Below are 15938 nucleotides of genomic sequence, written 5' to 3'. Positions count from 1 at the left end.
GTTGTAACGTTAGACCCCGTGGAAACCACGCGGATAGGCCCGGCCGGCGAGACGATCGACACTCCCCGGCACCGGGCGCTGGGGTCGGACAGCCGGGTGACCATCCTGGGCCTGATTCGTGACGCAGCGGGCGGGTTGACCGCCGCGGACGTGGCCGCCCAGACCGGGCAGCACCTGTCCACGACTCGTGCTCATCTGGAGCGTCTGGTCACGGCGGGGTTGCTGGTGAGGGCGCGGGCCAGTGGTGGGCTGCCAGGGCGGCCTGCCTGGCGGTATCGGGCCACCACCGCCGACCCGGCTCCGGCGCCGTACCGGTCGCTGGCCGCGGCCCTGCTGGAACACCTGGCCGGCGCCGACGGCGATGTACGGGAGGCCGCGGGGCGGGTCGGCCGGGACTGGGGCCGACAACTGGCCGCGGCCGGCCCGGCGACCGACGATCCGGTCGAGGCCGTCACCACGGTGTTGGGCGGCCTCGGCTTCGACCCGCACCCGCAGTCCGCTCCCCCGGGCGCGCCGGTCGCGGTGCATCTGCGCACCTGCCCGTTCCTGGATCTGGTCGGACAGAACCCGGACGCGATGTGCGGCCTGCACGCCGGTGTCGTGCGCGGGATCCTCGAGCAGCGCAGCGTGCCCGCCGACGGAACCGTCCTGGAACCGTTCGGCGCACCTGCGGCGTGCGTCGTCCACCTACCGGCCGCCGTGTCACCGGGGACGTCCCGGCTCGCCGGGCCCAGCACTTCCGAGGTGCAGCAGTGAGCACACCGCCCGGCCGGCTCCCGGTCGCCTGGCGGGTACCGGCTCTGGCCGCCGGCGGGTTCGCGCTCGCGACCGGCTTGTACGCCGCGATGCTGCTGCTGGCCGTGCCGGTGCCCGCCCCCACGACGACGCTGGAGCAGGTGCACGGACCGGTGATGGTGTTCGGGTTCGTCGGCACGCTGATCGCCCTGGAACGAGCGGTCGCGCTCGGTGCCCGCTGGGCGCTACTGGGGCCGGCCTGCTCCGGGACGGGAGCGTTCGTGCTGGTGCTCGACGGCCCGAGTGTGCCTGGGTACGGGTTGTTGATGCTGGCGTCGGTGGTCCTGCTGGGTGTGTATCGGGCGTTGTGGCAGCGCCAGCCGAGCGTCGCTCTGCTCGCCCAGGCGGCCGGAGCGTTCGCCTGGTACGCGACGACGTTGCTGTGGCTGGCCGGGTTCGCCGTGGCCGAGACCGTGCCGTGGCTTGCCGTGTTCGTCGTGGCGACCATCGCTGGTGAACGGCTCGAGTTGGCCCATGTCGGACTGCGTGACGCGCGGGCACCCCGATGGTTTCTCGCCGCACTATTTGCATTGGTGGTCGGTGCCGCAGCGAGTACCGTCGCCCCCGCGGCCGGAACCCAGCTGTTCGGCGCCGGGCTGCTGGCCGTCACCGGATGGCTGGTGGTGTACGACGTGGCCCGGCGGACCGTACGGGCGACTGGCCTGCCGCGCTACATCGCCGTGGGCCTGCTGGCCGGCTACGCCTGGCTCGCCCTGGCCGGCCTGCTGTGGGCCGGCATCGGCGCCGTCCTGGACGGACCCCAGTACGACGCGGTGCTGCACGCGGTGTTCCTCGGCTTCACCATGTCAATGATCTTCGTGCACGCGCCGGTGATCCTGCCCGCCGTGCTGCGCCGGCCGTTGCCGTACCACCGTCTGCTGTACGTGCCACTCGCCGTTCTGCATCTGTCGCTGCTGGTCCGCATCGGGCTCGGTGACGCCGCCGGGCTGGAGGCGGTGTGGCGGTGGGCAGGAGTGGTCAACGTGGCTGCGGTCGTCAGCTTCGCCGGCTGCGCCCTCGGGCTGTCGATTGCCCGGTCCAGGGCGGGCTCCACAGCCGGCCGGCCAGCCGCCGTGGTGGTGACCCCATGACCAGTATTCAGAGCTCCGCATCGGCCGGGACCGCCGGTCTGAGCGAGCGCGCTCGGTGGCACCGGCGGCTGGCGGCGCTGCCGCTGGCCTACCTGGCCGCGCTGGTCGTTGTCGCGGTGGCCCATCCGTGGCTGCCGGCTTGGCGGTGGCTGGGCATGCATCTGCTGCTGCTCGGCGCGGTCACCAACGCGATTCTGGTGTGGAGCGCCCACTTCACCTCCACCATCCTGCGGGTGCCGGCACCGGCACACCGCTACAGCGTGGTGGGTCGGCTGGTGCTGCACAACGTCGGGGTGGCTGGTGTTCTGGCCAGCGGCGTCACCGATCGGCCCTCGATGGGCGTGGCCGGCGCAGTCGCCGTGTTCACCGCCGTCGTCTCCCACCTGGCCTGGCTGATCCGCCGGCTGCACGCGGCCGTCCCAGCGCGTTTCACGGTCACCGTTCACTACTACCTGACCGCCGCGGCAGCGTTGCTGGTCGGTGTCCCGGTCGGCGCGTGGATGCTCGTCGTCGACGACGCCGCACGGCCGCGGCTGCTACTGTTCCACGCCCACGTCAACCTGCTCGGCTGGGTCATCCTGACCGTGCTGGGCACGCTGCTCACCTTCTGGCCTACCGTGCTGCGCACCCGGATTCCCGACGGCGCGACCGCGGCCAGCCGCACCGCGCTGCCCGCCGCGGTGACCGGCCTGACCATCCTGGCGATCGGCGTGCTGGCCTGGTGGCCACTGCTCGCCGTCGGAGGGCTCGCCGTGTTCGCTGCGGCCGCCGTCCTGACCGCCGTGCCCGCGTGGCGCGCCGCCCGCGGCAAACCACCGGCCTCCTTCGCGTCCTGGTCCATCGCCGCGGCCGGCGGATGGCTGTCCATCGCCCTCACCGTCGACGCCGTCATCCTGGCCAGCGCCGACAGCCCGGCCGCGGCCGCAGACCGGTTCAGCACCGTGCTGACTCCCCTGCTCGTCGGCTTCGTCGCGCAAGTGCTGATCGGCTCGCTCGCCTACCTGCTACCCATGGCGCTCGGTGGCGGTCCGGCCGCAGTACGCATGCGCGCCGCGGTCCTCGACCGGCACGCCGCCCAGCGGGTGAGCATGGCCAACGCCGCCCTGGCCGTCTTCCTGCTGCCGGTCGGCCCGTACATCCGCATCACCACGTCGTTACTCGTCCTGGCGGCCGTCGTGCAGTTCCTCATCCCGGCCGCCCGCGTGCTGCTCACCGCCCGGAGGTAACCCATGCCGCACCCCACTCCCCCGGCCGAGCCGCGACCCGCGACGGGCGGACACCGGCCTCTCGGCGGGTTCGCCACCGGCCTGGCCCTCGTCCTCCTCGCCGTGCTCGTCGGCGCCGCCGCCCAGCGCATCACCGGCGGCAGCCCGGCACCGGCGTCCGCCGCCGCCCAGGTCACCGCAACCGGGCGCACCACCACCGTGGCGGTCACCGCCGACGGCATGCGCTTCCACCCGGACCGGATCACCGTTCCCGCCGGCGACCGGCTCGTCATCGAACTGACCAACAAGGACCGGCGCCGCCACGACCTCGCCCTGGCCACCGGCGCCAAAACGCCGACCATCGGCCCGGACGACACCGCCCGTCTCGACGCCGGCGTCATCGGCGCCACCGTCGAAGGCTGGTGCTCCCTGCCCGGACACCGGCAGTCCGGCATGACCCTCACCATCACCACCACCGCGCAACAATCACTGGCAGACGGCGATCACAACACCGGCCACGCAGCCAGCGACGTTCCCGCGGCGGCACCTTCGATCGACGCCATGGCCACCCCGGCCGCCGGCTTCACCGCCCGCGATGCCACCGCACCATCGGCCCCCACCGGCCGGCTGCACCGGCTCGACCTGCGCGTGCAGGAAGTCCAACACGAGATCGCACCCGGAGTCGTCCAGCAGCTGTGGACGTTCAACGGCACCACTCCGGGTCCTGTCCTGCGCGGCCGGGTCGGTGACACCTTCGAGATCACCCTGATCAACGACGGCAGCCTCGACCACGGCGTCGACTTCCACGCCGGCGCGCTCGCCCCCGACGAGCCGATGCGGCCCATCAACCCCGGCGAACGACTGGTCTACCGGTTCACCGCCACCAAGGCCGGGATCTGGATGTACCACTGCTCGACCATGCCGATGCTGCACCACATCGGCAACGGCATGTACGGCGCCGTCATCATCGACCCACCCGGCCTGCCGGCCGTCGATCACGAGTACGTCCTCGTACAATCCGAGCTCTACCTCGGCGCCGACGGAAAACCCGGCGACCTGGCCAAGATGCAGGCTGAGCAGCCCGACGCGGTGGTCTTCAACGGCTACGTCAACCAGTACGCGCACCAGCCGCTGACCGCCCGCGCCGGTGACCGCGTCCGGATCTGGGTCCTCAACGCCGGACCGAACCGCACCAGCGCATTCCACATCGTCGGCGCCCACTTCGACACCGTGTACAGGGAAGGCCGGTGGCGGCTACGCCCCGCCGACGCCGGAGCCGCCCAGGTCCTCGACCTGACACCAGCCGGTGGCGGATTCGTCGAAACCGTCCTGCCCGAACCTGGCCACTATCCGTTCGTCAGCCACGTCATGGTCGACGCCGAACGCGGCGCCCGCGGCCTGATCGACGTCCAGTGACGAACTGACATAGTCAGGCGGGCCCAGTTCGGCGGCGACGACACCGTTGGGCACGTTGTGCCGAATGTCCAAGCGGCAACCGGTCAAAGCGAAGGCCTGCACCTGCCGAGCGGCCACGGCACACCCGGTCGCGCCGTGGCTAACGCCCTGGCGGCGTACGTCCGCAAGCACAAGCCGCTGCGCTCGTCGCGGGATTCGCGAGGACATCCGGCGACGTCAGGCCGCCGTGTCCGCCGGCGCGGCGGCGAGCAGGTATCTGACGACGTCCGCGGCGGTGTAGTCGTCGCCGTCCGGGGTCAGGTGCGGCAGGAAGGCGAGATCCTGTCCGAGGGTCACTAGTGGCGGTTCGACGTAGTTGTCGGGCCGTCGCTGGCCGAATCCCACGGTGGCGACCAAGCCGTTGCACAGACATCGGCTGCCTACGGTGTCGTCCGCCGACCCGCCCTTGCGCACGTATTCGTCGACTGGTTCCGCCGGGCAGCGGAATCCCACCTTGCCGTCGGATCGCCGGTACGGGTTGCGCAGGTAGCCGAGGTCGCATAGCCGTGGCCGCTCGGCGTAGACCTGTTCGTCGGCGGTGGTGCCAGGCAATGACACCATTTTGAACGGGAACCCGGTGGGCGAGGCCCGGACATCGTTACACACGATCAGGGTCCCCTGGGCGGCCTGGCGGAGCAGCCGCTTCCTGAGATCGTCATCGAGTCCTGACTCCCGGCACAACGCGAATGCCGTGCCGACCTGGATTCCGGCGGCGCCCGCGGCCTGGGCAGCGGCCAGCCGTTCGGGGCTGCTCTGCCCACCGGCCAACCAGAACGGCAGTCCGAGAGCGGCAACCTTGGGCACGTCGAGGTGATCACGCGGGCCGTACACAGGTTCTCCGTCGTCGTCGACGGTCAGCCGCCCGCGAGGCCGAGCGCTGTGACCACCCGCGCCCGAGGTCTCCAGGACGAAGCCGTCCGGGCGGGTCGCCTCGTCGCGGGCCAGATAGGCGGCCAGCGTGGCCGACGACACGATGGCCAGCAGCCGAGGCCGCCGCAGCCGGCCGATGTCCCCACCCAGCAGATCGTGGGGATCGATGGTGACGTGACGGTCCTCGCCGGGCGCCGCCCCGTGCACCGTCACGGACAGCTGCGCGAGGCGGTGCCCCGCCAGCGCGTCCAGCAGACCCGGGACCTCGGTGGGCAGCCCGGCGCCCATCAGGACGTAGTCCACTCCGGCGAGCATCGCCCCGTACACCGCCGCCGGCGTTGCCAGCTGAATCTTCTCCAGGTAGTTCACACCGACCGGGCCGTCATGTCCCTGCTTGGCCAGGAACACCTCCACGAAGTTCGCCACGATCGTCAACTGCTGAGCGTGACGCTGAGGCCGCAATCCGAGCTGCGGTACCGGCCGCAACGGCCGGCCGTCCGGCACCCCGCCCGGCACGAAATACCGGTCCAGCACGCACTGCGCAACCGAGGCGACCGGAAAGTGCGCCAAGGCATGCCGCACGTGCCCGCCCTCGTCGCCGTGCTGCAGCCGCCGCGCGAGCAGGGCGTCGAGGGCAACCCCGGACACCACTCCGAGCTGCCCGGTCCGGCCCACAGCGCGGGCGAGCCGCCAGCCGGAGACGCCGACGCCCATCCCGCCTTGAATGAGCACGGGAGGATTGGTGGGATCCGGTGTCAGTTCCGCGGCCGTCATCGACACGGCCTGCCAGCCCGCAGTGGGCGGGCCAATGGTTCAGCCGCTGCCAGACCGTCGGCAGCCGAACGCAGGCCGGTACCGCTCTTGACCGCTTCCCCCAACCGGTAGGGAACCATGCTCGCCCTCCTCATCGCTGCACTGTCCGAACCGCGTGCCGGCGCGGGCGGTTCCTTCTCCGCAAGCTGGATCCGCACCATGTCATGGGTGACCGCATCACATTTCCGCAGCTCGATGGTCCATGTGCAGCCTGCGTAAACGCTTGGCGTACCGGTAGGGGCGGATGGCCCGATCGAGCATGCCCTTGGTCATCGGCGTGCGCGCAGAGGCCTCTTCGTAAGCAACCCGTCTCGGTCAACATCTGCGGTAAACGACCCCGCATGTGGTCACGGTGGCACCCACGTGACTCCCGACGTGTCAGTCCGGTGGCGTGGCGAACAAGGTGGCGACCGGCAGGATCAGGTCGATGAGACTGGCGATGACAGTCAGCCCGCGGGCGGAGACGCCGTACGCCACGAGAGCGCCGAGGACGACGGCCCTTTCCAGCAGTCCGGCTGCGGCCATCTCGGCGAGCAGTTTGTGCGCGCTGTCGCGGCTCCAGCCTTCGGCGTACTGGTTGGTGTCGAACAGGACGAGGTCGGTGATGTACTCACGCACGGTCGGATCGAGTGTGGCGGGCTGCCCGTTGTCAAGGTTTGTGGCGCCGAGCGCGCCTGCCCAGCCGGTGAGCCGGTTCGGGCCTCGGTCGTCGATCACGACCATGGCGCTGCCCGCCGACAGCTGTGCCGCCCGCTGCACCACCTCGAATGTCGGTGTCGCGACGACAACGGCGCCGGCCCCACCGGGTAGGTGAACCATCGGCAAGGATTCGCGGCTGCCGCTGCGGCAGCGGAAGATCGGACCCACATTGACGGTCTTACCCGCGACGACCGACACGACCGGACGATTACGCGCGGCGGCCTGCTGTTCCGCCCACCGCTGCGCCATCCCCGACGTGGCCTGACCGCTACGGCCGGGCACGTACGGCACCCACGCTGCCCTGAAGGCATGGTTCACGGCCAGATCCGAGGCGACGCTGGTCCACGCACCAAGGCGGTTGCGCCGCCGTTCCGCACGGCGGGCTGCGTTCGTGCGGTTTCGGGTGCTGCGGGAGGTTTCACGACGATCACATCCTTACCGCGGGTGAACGGACCATCACGGTTTCGGACGTTAGTCCGTCACCGGAGGCACCGTCACCCTCCTAACGGACAGCCGTGTCACACGGGACGCGGCCGATCAGCCATCGTCCGATCCGGCGGCGACCCTCCCCGCCCGCAGCGCCACCCGCCCAGCTTAGGCGACTGGAGGTGAGGTTCCGCAATGGTGCTCGCGCAGTCAGGTGACACCCGTATTGCTGTCCCTGTCTGTCGCGGCCTCCTCCGCTCTCGCCCATGCGATGCCCCACTTGTCCGCGTCGTCTACGGGGAAGCGGAAAGCCCGGCCATTGCTGGCGGACAGGGTCGGCTGACAACCGTTGATGCCGGCTCGCCCATGGTGAACCGGTTGCCCTTGCCGCCAGGCCGGCCCGCCTCGTCAGCGGCGGCGACGCTCCCCGCGGCACCGCCGTTGCAGTCCCGCCACCGTCCATCCGCTGCGTTGAGCGCGATGGCCGCTGCACCCCTACGCCGCATGCCAGTTGGTTGGCACGAGCAGGACGGGGCATAGCTGGTGGCTGACCTGCGCTACGCCCGCCGAACCGGAGACGGCCCTGGTCAACGGGCTGTCGTGGTCTATACCGGCCACGAGAAGACGGCCCCGCCAGGACGCTCGCTGCATCGCGTGAGCGATATCGACGTCGCTGACGAGCAGCCGATCCACCAGGACCCGCGCCCGAGTACTCCGCCAGGCGTTGATCACCTCGCCGATCCGGTCGCCAGCCAGCGCAGCACCGGTCGACGTCTCGGTGTCCATCTGAACCACCACGAGGTGACGCCCACCGCGGGCTGCGATCTCGTAGGCACGCGCGAGGACCGCGGTCTGATCGCTGTGCACGGCGGCAACCACTGGACCTTGAGACGATGCCTGCCCTCGGTACACGAGCACCGGACAACTGCTGCAATGCGCCAGCCGCGCCGTGGTCGATCCCCATCCGTCGTGAGGTCCCACCGTGTCGTGGTGCCCCATCACGAGCAGAGAGGCGGACGTCGAACGTTGAACCAGCGCCTGGGTAGGGCTGTCATTCACCCATTCAGTGGTGACCTGCAGCCCCGGGGCAGCGGCTTGCGCGCGACAGACCGCTAGGCCGAGCAGATGACGCCCCTGCGAGGAGTCCGGCGTCCGGTATCGGGCTGACTCGCCCTGCCCGCTCGGCCACGCATGGACAACGACCAACGGGACGTCCCGGTACGCCGCTTCCATCGCGGCGACGTCTACAGCGTTCAGCGCATCCAGCATGTCGCCGACGCCGACCACCACCACGGGCGGCTTCGAATCGGCTGGCCGGACGCTACGCATGTTCGCAGGCTATGCCCGCGTTGCCGTAGGCCGGCAGGGCCGATCGGCATTGATTGATGGGGCTGGAGGCCCGGGTTGCCCTACAACCACTGAAAGCAGCGTCTGTACCGGCGCCCGGAGACCGTTGCTCTCACGGCCGAAGGCAATGCCCGAACACACGGCAGGTAGGTGTCCAGCCCGCAGCTCCTCACCGTCCGCGGCACCACTGTCGACGCTGTACTGGTGGGCTTGGTCAGGATTCCCAGCCAGCGCCGAGCAGGCACGTTCCGCAGCCGCGGCAGTCGCCGTCGCCGTCGCCGTCGACCGACCCGTCGGCGCGCACGGTGTATGGGCATGGCGCACCGGTAGGGGTGGCGTAGCGGCGGGGAGGGCCTGTGGATGTGGTGGGTGCTGGTGTCGCGGGGCGTTCTTCAGTCGATGTACTCACGTCGGGGCCGCCTTCCGTCCGCAGTCGTGAAGTGGGCCGCAGCCCCAGTTGAGCGGCTGCGGACCTGGAGTGGATATCGGTCGGCCGGTATCTCGGCCCGGCCTGCCGACCGTTTGAGCAGATCCGGGTAGGCGAAAGATCAGGATTTGATGATCACGCCGAATGGGGCGGTGCGGCCAGGGACTTTCGTCCCGTTCCCGTTCCACCTGCGACCTGGACCTGAGCGAGCCGAGGATTGCACGGTCAGGCTGCCATCACGTACACGCGCGATGGCACCGCCAGAGAAGGTGCGTCCGGGACGTCCACGTCGGCGATTTGTGGGCTGGTCACGACCATGGCTCCGTGTGCCGTGGCCCAATCATTGACAAAGTCCTCCGCGGCCGCCGGCGTCGTGTGGGCGAGCAGCGCGGTCAGCGCATCCCGCAGCGACCGCAGGGCGGCTGCAGTCATCGGTATCCGGGTCGTGGCGTGGTCGCCAATCTGCAGCGCGTACGGGTAGATCGTGTCCGCGGTGGCCTCTACCCGCACCAGAGGGTGTCCGGCTTGCTGCCAGGGCCGTGCGGGGCGGGGCTGGTCGGTCTTGGTCGCCGGCGTGGCGGTGGCCGGTAGCTCGGTCATGGTGGTGTCCTTGCGACGACGGGTTGAGGCTCGGCTGACCATCGTCTCGGCGGCCTGGTTCCCGTCCGGTGCACGACGAGAGCGGGTTGGTGGCAGGCCAGCAAGAGTGGCCCTCGCCCGTGCCGGTCGGTAGCGGACGTGGGCAGGCTCAACTGGTGCCGGTTCGCATCGCGGCCCCGCTCTGCTGATGCGTCAGCACCGACAGCCCCGGCCACGCGGGTTGGTATGGAGGCCTCGTCGCGGCCCCGCCCGCGGCGGCCAGGACCAGTTCGTGAAGCCTTGGCCGACAGCAGCACTGCGATACGGTCAGCACAGAAGGCCGATTCCCGGCGGCGTGGGATGGACAGACATTGTCCCTGCGTTGAGCGCACGCGCGAATCTGCTTGCCGTCATGCGGGCAACGAACCGTCATCGATCCGGGCCGCTACAGCAGCTCTCTCGGTGCGGCAGGCGGACTGGCCGCGGCGGCCGCGTGACCTGGGAAGCTCTGGCAGCGGCTTCTCGGCTCGCTCCGCAGATGCAACGGCAGGCAACTGAACGGCAGCCTGCACCGGCCGATGGTCAGGGCGCAGCCGACAGAAAGGGTATCGCGATGAAGAAGGACCTGGTGCTCGTCGCCGAGGACGACCGGGACATCCGTGAACTGCTGACGATCGCGCTGGAGTCCGCCGGGTATCAGACCGTAGGTGCCCGTGACGGCAGAACCGCCGCTCGCATCCTCGCCAACGCTCAACCGGTCGGCCTGATCACCGACGTACGGATGCCCGACATGAACGGCATCGACCTGTGTCGGCTCGTCCGCAGCACACCCGAAATCAACAACACCGCCGTCCTCATGTACTCCGCCGGCGTCCATCAGTACGACGTGGAGGCCGGACTCCACGCCGGAGCTGACCGGTACCTGCCGAAGCCCGTGTCGCCTCGCCGCCTCATCGCCGAACTCTGTGATGTGATTGCCAGCAGGCACTGATACCGAACGCTCGACAGCCACGGGTTGAGCTGGGCGCCGGACGGCTCCCGGAACATCAAATGGCGTTTCGTGGAATGCGGCCGGGAAGCACGCCATTGTCGTTTCCTGGTCGGGCTGGTGGGCGGGCCACCGAGTTGGCGGCAGCCTCAGCCCGGTTCTCTTGCACAGGTCGCATACGGACTCGCTCTGATTGAGCGAGCGGATCCCCCTGTCCACGCCAGCCACCACCGCATTGCTGAATCGTCTCGAATCGGAAGGGCACATCATCCGTGCCCGCGAGCACTCCGACCGGCGCAACATCACTCTGCGTAGCGGCGGGCGCATCCAGGGGCGGGCGGACGAGTTCTTCGGCCCGCTCGCCTACCGCCTCGACACTGCCATGGCGCACTACCCGCCGCCCCAGCTTCTGGAACAGTTCCAAGTGTTCATGGCCGACCTCAACTCCGCCGTGGATACCCACCTCACGGAACAAGGCGCGGCGGCACCGCGCTCCTCCCACACCTCTGGTAGCCAGAGTCCCTGACCGGCGTGGTGTCGATACCAAGGCAGAGCACCTGACAGCGATCGCCACCTCTTGCCTCTCGTCTGCGCCGGCGACCCGGTCCGCTTTCATATCCGCCCAACTGTGCGGGAATCCATTTCGTGCAGCCCGGGGCCCAAGATCCAGCGGTACGCGGAACAGCTCAACGCCCATCCGGAAGCGCTGCGCAGCTAAATCCGGTAGGCCGATGCCGGCGAACGCGTTGATCGGCCGGCCAGCGACATGCTGCAGGAGAACCGCAGGCTGTTGAGGGAGAAGGCGTAGGTGCGCCGGGCGTGGCGGCGTGAACCGCGCGGCAAGGACCTGCCAATCGCCGCCTCGGCCGATACGGATTCGCGCCCGGCACGTCCAGCGCTGGGCGGGCTCGCCGCAATCTTTTGTGCCCTGCGTCGGGATTGCTGTCCGAGGTCGCCGATCTCGCCGGGGACGATCGTCAGTGCTCGGTCTGCGCCGAGATGCGGAAGACCGGATAGTTCGCGGCGATCCGTTCAAACTGCCCCACTGGCTCTGTCCGGTCGACTGGCAGGTGGGCACGTGCACCTGGCGCGACGTCCAGGTATCGGCGCAGGATCGGGGCCCGTTCGGCGACCGGCACATCGACGAGCCGAACTGGACGGGCTCGACCGTGCCGCAGCATCGCCTCGCCGTTCGCGGCGCGCACGTTCGCCACCCAGTTCGCGTTCTCCCCCAGCATCGACACCAGATACCGTTCGTCTTCATAGTCGGCGACGACCAGCGGGAATACGACCGGGCGTCCGCTGACTCGGCCGGTCACCTCCAGCGTGACCCAGCCGGTCGGGGCCAGGAAACCGGTGCTGAACTGTACGGCCGAGAGCCGGTTCAGCAGCCGGGCCAGCCGGTTGGGGCGGCCGTCGCGGTACATCCATCGCCGCCAACGTCGGGTCATTGTCACGGCTGCAGCCTTTCGAGGATGTCGTCGAGGGTGCGACGGGGTGTCGCCGCGGCCGGTTCCGCGTAGCCGAGCCGGATGATCATCTGCGCCCACCGGTTGCTGGAGGTGTCGGTGAGCATTTCACGCACCGCGGGGATTTCGACGGGTTGGCTGATCGGGGTGGTGGCCAGGTGCAGGCAGGTCGCGGTCAGCAGGACTCGTTGCAGCGCTTGTCCGGCCCGGATCCAGTCCGGCGGGGCGTCGCCGTCGGTGGCGAGCACCGCGATGGTCGGGTGGGCCTCGAACCGTTCGGTGGGGCGCGACGGTTGCCGGTGCACCAGTCCGAAGTCGCGCAGCGGCATGTGTTCCATAGCGTCCCACGGCCCGTAGGCGGTAGGTGGGATGCCGTCGCGCCGGTGCGTGCGGGGCTGGGTCCATCGGCCGAGTTCGGCGCGGTAGCTGCCGCGGGCCCGGAGCCGCGCCTCGGCTGCCTGGCCGAGGCCGATGATCGTGTCGCGGCTGACCGCGCTCGCCCGGGTGAGTACGGCGCCTTCCTGGGCGGCGGCGACGGACAGTTGCTCCATACTGTCGGCGGGCACGACGGCGTCGGCGAACGGGCGCCGGTTGGTGTGCCGGGCGGTGATCGCGGCGGTCAGGGCACTGACCTGCGCCGACGGCGTCGTGGCACGGCCAGTCCGGATCCGGGCGACGAGATCGGGCAGCTCCGGGTCGGGCAACACGGTGAGCTGCGGTATCCGGCCCTGCGCGCCGATGGCGAGGCGCAGGGTGAACACGGCCGCGCCGACGCTGATCAGCAGTTCCCGGCCTGCCGGGTCGAGAACCTCCAGTTGCCTGTTGCGGTCGGCGAACACGTCGACGGTGCCGTCGGCGATCCGGAAGCGCCATGGTTGGCTGTTGTGCAGCGACGGTGCGAGCGCGGCGGTCTGCACGCAGCGAGCGAGAGTTTGCTCGTCCAGTGGTGTCGTCATCGCCGCGCTCCCTTTCAGTCAGCTGTCGCCCTGGCACCAGGGCGACCGGGTCAGCGGAGCTGTCCCGGATCGGCGTCCGGGTAGGCGTACAGTTCGGCGAGCCGGGCGCGGGCGTGGTGCAGCCGGTCGGCGAGCACCGCTAGGAAGCGGGCGTTGAGGTCACGGCCGAGCTGCGGGTCGTCGGCGATCATGTCGCGTACCCGGGCGGCGTCGAACTCGATGGCGTGGACGTTTTCGGCGGCCACGGCCCCGAACCGCCACCGGTAGGGCGGGATCAGCCAGGACCAGCCGACGACCGAGCCGTGCCGCAGCCGCTCGATGACGATGTCGCCACGGCCCGGCACCGCGAAGTCCAGCACAACCGCGCCGGAGTTGATCAGCCAGAACTTGTTCGCCGGGTCGCCTGCGGAGAACAGGCGGTGCTGGCTGGGGTGAAACACCGGCCGGCCATACTCCGCCCACCGGTGCAGCCAGTCGGCGGGCAGGTCGGCGGCGAAGTCGTGCATGGCCAGCTGGTCGTAGACATTCAACGACGACATGACGCACCTACTCTCTCAAATGGCCGGACGATAGGCCGGTCCGGCGATGTTCAGGCGACGCCGTATCCGAGGCCGGTCACCGTCTGCCGGTCGTCCACAACCCAGGTAATCGCGTTGACCACGGTCACCACACCGGGCACCTGCCGGGTGACGTGACCGGCCGACTCAGCGGTCGAGGCCAGGTCCACCCTTCCGGTGAGCGTCACGACGCCACCACTCACCTGTGCGTCGACATCGTCGACGCCGTCTGCGAAGTAGGCGGCCAGCATGCCGTCGACCACGTCCTCGCGGATTTGGTCGTCCGGGCGCAGATGCGCCTTCAGCAGGTCGCTGCGCGCGACGATCCCGACCAGCCTGCCGAGGTCGTCAACGACTGGCAGGCGCTTGACGTGCTCGGCGTCCATCAGCCGGGCCGCGGCCGCGATCGACATGTCGGCGCGGGCTACCACCGGTGGGGCGCTCATCAGATCCGCGGCGGTGCCTACCGTGGCCTTCGCCCGTTCACCGCGCCGTCGGCGGCCCTCGAGCAGCCGCGGCTTCTCATCTCCCGCATATTCAATCTTGCGGAGCAGGTCGGCTTCGGATACCACGCCAGCAACCTGCAGGGCCTCGTCCACGACCGGCACCGCGCTGATCCGCCTTTCAACCAGCAGATCGACGACCGCACGGTAGGAAGCGCTCGGGTCGACGGTCACGACCGCCGTGGTCATCACGTCACCGACTGTCCAGACTCGCATCACGTCCTCCTCGTCACTTTTCACGGTAGAACCCGCGCGGCCCGCTGGGGCAGGACCGGCAGACCTCCGCGTCGGGCCTTTCGGCCCCCGACGGGCGTTCGCCGACGTCCGCCTGCACAGCCGGGCCGGTGATCAACAGCCCCCAGGGCCGTGTCGGGGTATCCGCGACAACGGCATGCCACATGCCCGAACGGGCGGCTACGCTGAGCCGGCCTGACCGGCATGACGGAGCGGAACATCGATGAATGTCACCAGCGGCCGCACATCAGCAGACGTGATCCACATCTGGGTGTACGGAGAGATCGACATGGCGACCGTGGATGACGTCCAGCAGGCCGTCAACGAGGCGGTCAGCGCCGACGGTGTCCGTGACGTCGTCGTGGACCTCGCGGAAGTCACGTTCTGTGATTCATCCGGCCTCGCGGCGTTTGACGAGGGATACTGTGCGGCCGCCTCGCGCGGAATACGGTTGCGGATCGCCAATCCGCAGCCCGGTGTGCGCCGGATCCTGGAGATCGTCGGGCTGTGGGACACGTTGAAAGCGCAGTAGATCGCCAACGCGGCCGAAACTTCCGCCGGCACACGCCGGCGATAGGCGTGGTCACCGCCCCGCGCGGCAGGCTGGTACCACGGTCACCGTCGAGCGCAGCAGTGGTCTCGTTCGCCGCCAACTCGAAGTCACCGGCCTGGCCGACGTGTTCGGCTGCGCACCGCGGTAAGCGCCACACCCCTGTGGCCGGTCAGCGGCTGTCGCTCGCTGCTGCGCACGCGACGCTCTGCAACACGGCCACCCGCAGTCGGGCGGCACAGCTGCGATGCCTGCCAGCCGCACTTCATCGGCGGCGGAGGCCTCCGGGCTGCACTCGATCGGCGGATTATGCGCGCCACTCGGACGGCCCAGAACGGGTGAGCCGGCAAATAATGGCACTGTTGTCGTGGCAGAAGACGAAGTGACATCCGCGAAATCATCGGCAGGGTGCTCCGCAGGGCCGGGCACACAGTGGTTCTGGCCGCCGACGGCGGCGCAGGCCTCCAAGCGATCCGGGAACATGTTCCCGACGTGGTGGTAAGCGATATCGACATGCCGGCAATGACCGGCGTCGAGTTGTGTCAGGCGCTGCGAGCCGATCCGACGACGAACAATCTGCCGGTCGTGTTCGCCAGCGACAGCCTGATGCCGGGTGACTCCCTACCGGAAGACGCGCAGGCGACCGGGTTTCTGCGTAAGCCGTTCGAGCCGCGGGAGCTCGTCGGCTGCGTCGACAAGGCCCTGCACAGCGGACATGAGGACGGTCAGGTTCCCTTCGCCTGCCCGTGACAGCGCAGCACCGAAGACACTCCCGGGTTCCGATCGAAGGGGCCGACTCACGTCAGCCGGAGGCCCTGGTCCGGCCTTGCGCAAAGGAGCCGGTCACGGCCGCCGGCCAGCGAGGTGACAGAGCGTCGATCCGCGGACGCCAGGCATAGATTTGATCCGAGAACGCCAGTCCTATCGTGGTGCAGCGGTGACTTCTCTCCTCACAGCGACCAGGTCACGCCATC

The 15938-nt window shown here is 69.6% G+C and carries 16 protein-coding genes; 8 read left to right on the top strand and 8 right to left on the bottom strand.

Annotated features, from left to right (window positions below):
- Nucleotides 1–18 precede the first annotated feature (18 nt).
- Genes AB0F81_RS01490 through AB0F81_RS01475 form a run of 4 tightly spaced genes read left to right on the top strand, consistent with a single transcriptional unit; the run spans nucleotide 19 to nucleotide 4507 of the window.
- Nucleotides 19–756 carry a helix-turn-helix domain-containing protein gene (locus AB0F81_RS01490; RefSeq protein WP_360189185.1) on the top strand — a complete coding sequence of 246 codons (738 nt, stop codon included), beginning with the start codon at nucleotides 19–21 and terminating at the stop codon, nucleotides 754–756.
- Entirely contained in the window at nucleotides 753–1886 is a 1134-nt protein-coding gene (locus AB0F81_RS01485) for a hypothetical protein (RefSeq protein WP_328465919.1), read from the top strand. The genes AB0F81_RS01490 and AB0F81_RS01485 overlap by 4 nt, the downstream gene beginning before the upstream one ends.
- The gene (locus AB0F81_RS01480; RefSeq protein WP_328465917.1) at nucleotides 1883–3112 is read left to right on the top strand and encodes a hypothetical protein; all 1230 of its coding nucleotides are present in this window, start codon (nucleotides 1883–1885) and stop codon (nucleotides 3110–3112) included. The genes AB0F81_RS01485 and AB0F81_RS01480 overlap by 4 nt, the downstream gene beginning before the upstream one ends.
- A 3-nt stretch (nucleotides 3113–3115) precedes the next feature.
- Nucleotides 3116–4507, top strand: a complete 1392-nt coding sequence (locus AB0F81_RS01475; protein WP_360189180.1) for a multicopper oxidase domain-containing protein — start codon at nucleotides 3116–3118, stop codon at nucleotides 4505–4507.
- Between the two features lie 216 nt (nucleotides 4508–4723).
- Here the strand turns inward: AB0F81_RS01475 and AB0F81_RS01470 are convergent, their stop codons facing one another.
- The 4 genes from AB0F81_RS01470 to AB0F81_RS01455 form a co-directional block, all read right to left on the bottom strand.
- Entirely contained in the window at nucleotides 4724–6190 is a 1467-nt protein-coding gene (locus tag AB0F81_RS01470; RefSeq protein ID WP_328465913.1) for a nitronate monooxygenase, read from the bottom strand.
- A gap of 417 nt (nucleotides 6191–6607) precedes the next feature.
- Nucleotides 6608–7246 carry a hypothetical protein gene (locus AB0F81_RS01465; protein WP_360189176.1) on the bottom strand — a complete coding sequence of 213 codons (639 nt, stop codon included), beginning with the start codon at nucleotides 7244–7246 and terminating at the stop codon, nucleotides 6608–6610.
- Between the two features lie 603 nt (nucleotides 7247–7849).
- On the bottom strand, nucleotides 7850–8683 hold the full coding sequence (locus AB0F81_RS01460) for a universal stress protein (RefSeq protein ID WP_328465909.1): 834 nt from the start codon (nucleotides 8681–8683) through the stop codon (nucleotides 7850–7852).
- A 670-nt stretch (nucleotides 8684–9353) separates the two neighbouring features.
- Nucleotides 9354–9728: a hypothetical protein gene (locus tag AB0F81_RS01455; RefSeq protein ID WP_328465907.1), complete on the bottom strand. Its 375-nt coding sequence runs from the start codon at nucleotides 9726–9728 to the stop codon at nucleotides 9354–9356.
- 592 nt (nucleotides 9729–10320) lie between these two features.
- Between AB0F81_RS01455 and AB0F81_RS01450 the strand changes: the two genes are divergently transcribed.
- Both AB0F81_RS01450 and AB0F81_RS01445 read left to right on the top strand, forming a co-directional pair.
- On the top strand, nucleotides 10321–10698 hold the full coding sequence (locus AB0F81_RS01450) for a response regulator (RefSeq protein ID WP_360189171.1): 378 nt from the start codon (nucleotides 10321–10323) through the stop codon (nucleotides 10696–10698).
- Nucleotides 10699–10888: 190 nt separating this feature from the next.
- Nucleotides 10889–11221, top strand: coding sequence for a hypothetical protein (locus tag AB0F81_RS01445; protein WP_360189168.1), 333 nt, complete (start codon nucleotides 10889–10891; stop codon nucleotides 11219–11221).
- A gap of 451 nt (nucleotides 11222–11672) precedes the next feature.
- Here the strand turns inward: AB0F81_RS01445 and AB0F81_RS01440 are convergent, their stop codons facing one another.
- Genes AB0F81_RS01440 through AB0F81_RS01425 form a run of 4 tightly spaced genes read right to left on the bottom strand, consistent with a single transcriptional unit; the run spans nucleotide 11673 to nucleotide 14369 of the window.
- The gene (locus AB0F81_RS01440; RefSeq protein ID WP_360189165.1) at nucleotides 11673–12122 is read right to left on the bottom strand and encodes a nitroreductase/quinone reductase family protein; all 450 of its coding nucleotides are present in this window, start codon (nucleotides 12120–12122) and stop codon (nucleotides 11673–11675) included.
- Between the two features lie 26 nt (nucleotides 12123–12148).
- Entirely contained in the window at nucleotides 12149–13120 is a 972-nt protein-coding gene (locus tag AB0F81_RS01435; protein WP_360189162.1) for a nitroreductase, read from the bottom strand.
- 50 nt (nucleotides 13121–13170) lie between these two features.
- Entirely contained in the window at nucleotides 13171–13659 is a 489-nt protein-coding gene (locus tag AB0F81_RS01430) for a cyclic nucleotide-binding domain-containing protein (protein ID WP_328465899.1), read from the bottom strand.
- Between the two features lie 50 nt (nucleotides 13660–13709).
- Nucleotides 13710–14369 carry a CBS domain-containing protein gene (locus tag AB0F81_RS01425; RefSeq protein ID WP_360189158.1) on the bottom strand — a complete coding sequence of 220 codons (660 nt, stop codon included), beginning with the start codon at nucleotides 14367–14369 and terminating at the stop codon, nucleotides 13710–13712.
- Between the two features lie 268 nt (nucleotides 14370–14637).
- Between AB0F81_RS01425 and AB0F81_RS01420 the strand changes: the two genes are divergently transcribed.
- Together AB0F81_RS01420 and AB0F81_RS01415 are read left to right on the top strand one after the other, a co-directional pair.
- A complete protein-coding gene (locus tag AB0F81_RS01420) occupies nucleotides 14638–14946 on the top strand; it encodes an STAS domain-containing protein (protein ID WP_360189155.1) in 309 nt (102 codons plus the stop codon).
- A 426-nt stretch (nucleotides 14947–15372) separates the two neighbouring features.
- Nucleotides 15373–15714: a response regulator gene (locus tag AB0F81_RS01415; protein WP_328465893.1), complete on the top strand. Its 342-nt coding sequence runs from the start codon at nucleotides 15373–15375 to the stop codon at nucleotides 15712–15714.
- Nucleotides 15715–15938: the final 224 nt, after the last annotated feature.

The sequence above is a fragment of the Actinoplanes sp. NPDC024001 genome (genome assembly GCF_040638955.1).
Classification (GTDB): Bacteria; Actinomycetota; Actinomycetes; order Mycobacteriales; family Micromonosporaceae; genus Actinoplanes.
This window is presented reverse-complemented; position numbering and strand designations above follow the sequence as displayed.

What these genes read in the sequence shown, in the direction of transcription:
- AB0F81_RS01480 (WP_328465917.1), top strand. Translation starts at nt 1,883, where the DNA reads ATGACCAGTATTCAGAGCTCCGCATCGGCCGGGACCGCCGGTCTGAGC.
- AB0F81_RS01475 (WP_360189180.1), top strand. Translation starts at nt 3,116, where the DNA reads ATGCCGCACCCCACTCCCCCGGCCGAGCCGCGACCCGCGACGGGCGGA.
- AB0F81_RS01470 (WP_328465913.1), bottom strand. Translation starts at nt 6,190, where the DNA reads ATGACGGCCGCGGAACTGACACCGGATCCCACCAATCCTCCCGTGCTC.
- AB0F81_RS01460 (WP_328465909.1), bottom strand. Translation starts at nt 8,683, where the DNA reads ATGCGTAGCGTCCGGCCAGCCGATTCGAAGCCGCCCGTGGTGGTGGTC.
- AB0F81_RS01455 (WP_328465907.1), bottom strand. Translation starts at nt 9,728, where the DNA reads ATGACCGAGCTACCGGCCACCGCCACGCCGGCGACCAAGACCGACCAG.
- AB0F81_RS01450 (WP_360189171.1), top strand. Translation starts at nt 10,321, where the DNA reads ATGAAGAAGGACCTGGTGCTCGTCGCCGAGGACGACCGGGACATCCGT.
- AB0F81_RS01440 (WP_360189165.1), bottom strand. Translation starts at nt 12,122, where the DNA reads ATGTACCGCGACGGCCGCCCCAACCGGCTGGCCCGGCTGCTGAACCGG.
- AB0F81_RS01435 (WP_360189162.1), bottom strand. Translation starts at nt 13,120, where the DNA reads ATGACGACACCACTGGACGAGCAAACTCTCGCTCGCTGCGTGCAGACC.
- AB0F81_RS01430 (WP_328465899.1), bottom strand. Translation starts at nt 13,659, where the DNA reads ATGTCGTCGTTGAATGTCTACGACCAGCTGGCCATGCACGACTTCGCC.
- AB0F81_RS01425 (WP_360189158.1), bottom strand. Translation starts at nt 14,369, where the DNA reads ATGACCACGGCGGTCGTGACCGTCGACCCGAGCGCTTCCTACCGTGCG.
- AB0F81_RS01420 (WP_360189155.1), top strand. Translation starts at nt 14,638, where the DNA reads ATGAATGTCACCAGCGGCCGCACATCAGCAGACGTGATCCACATCTGG.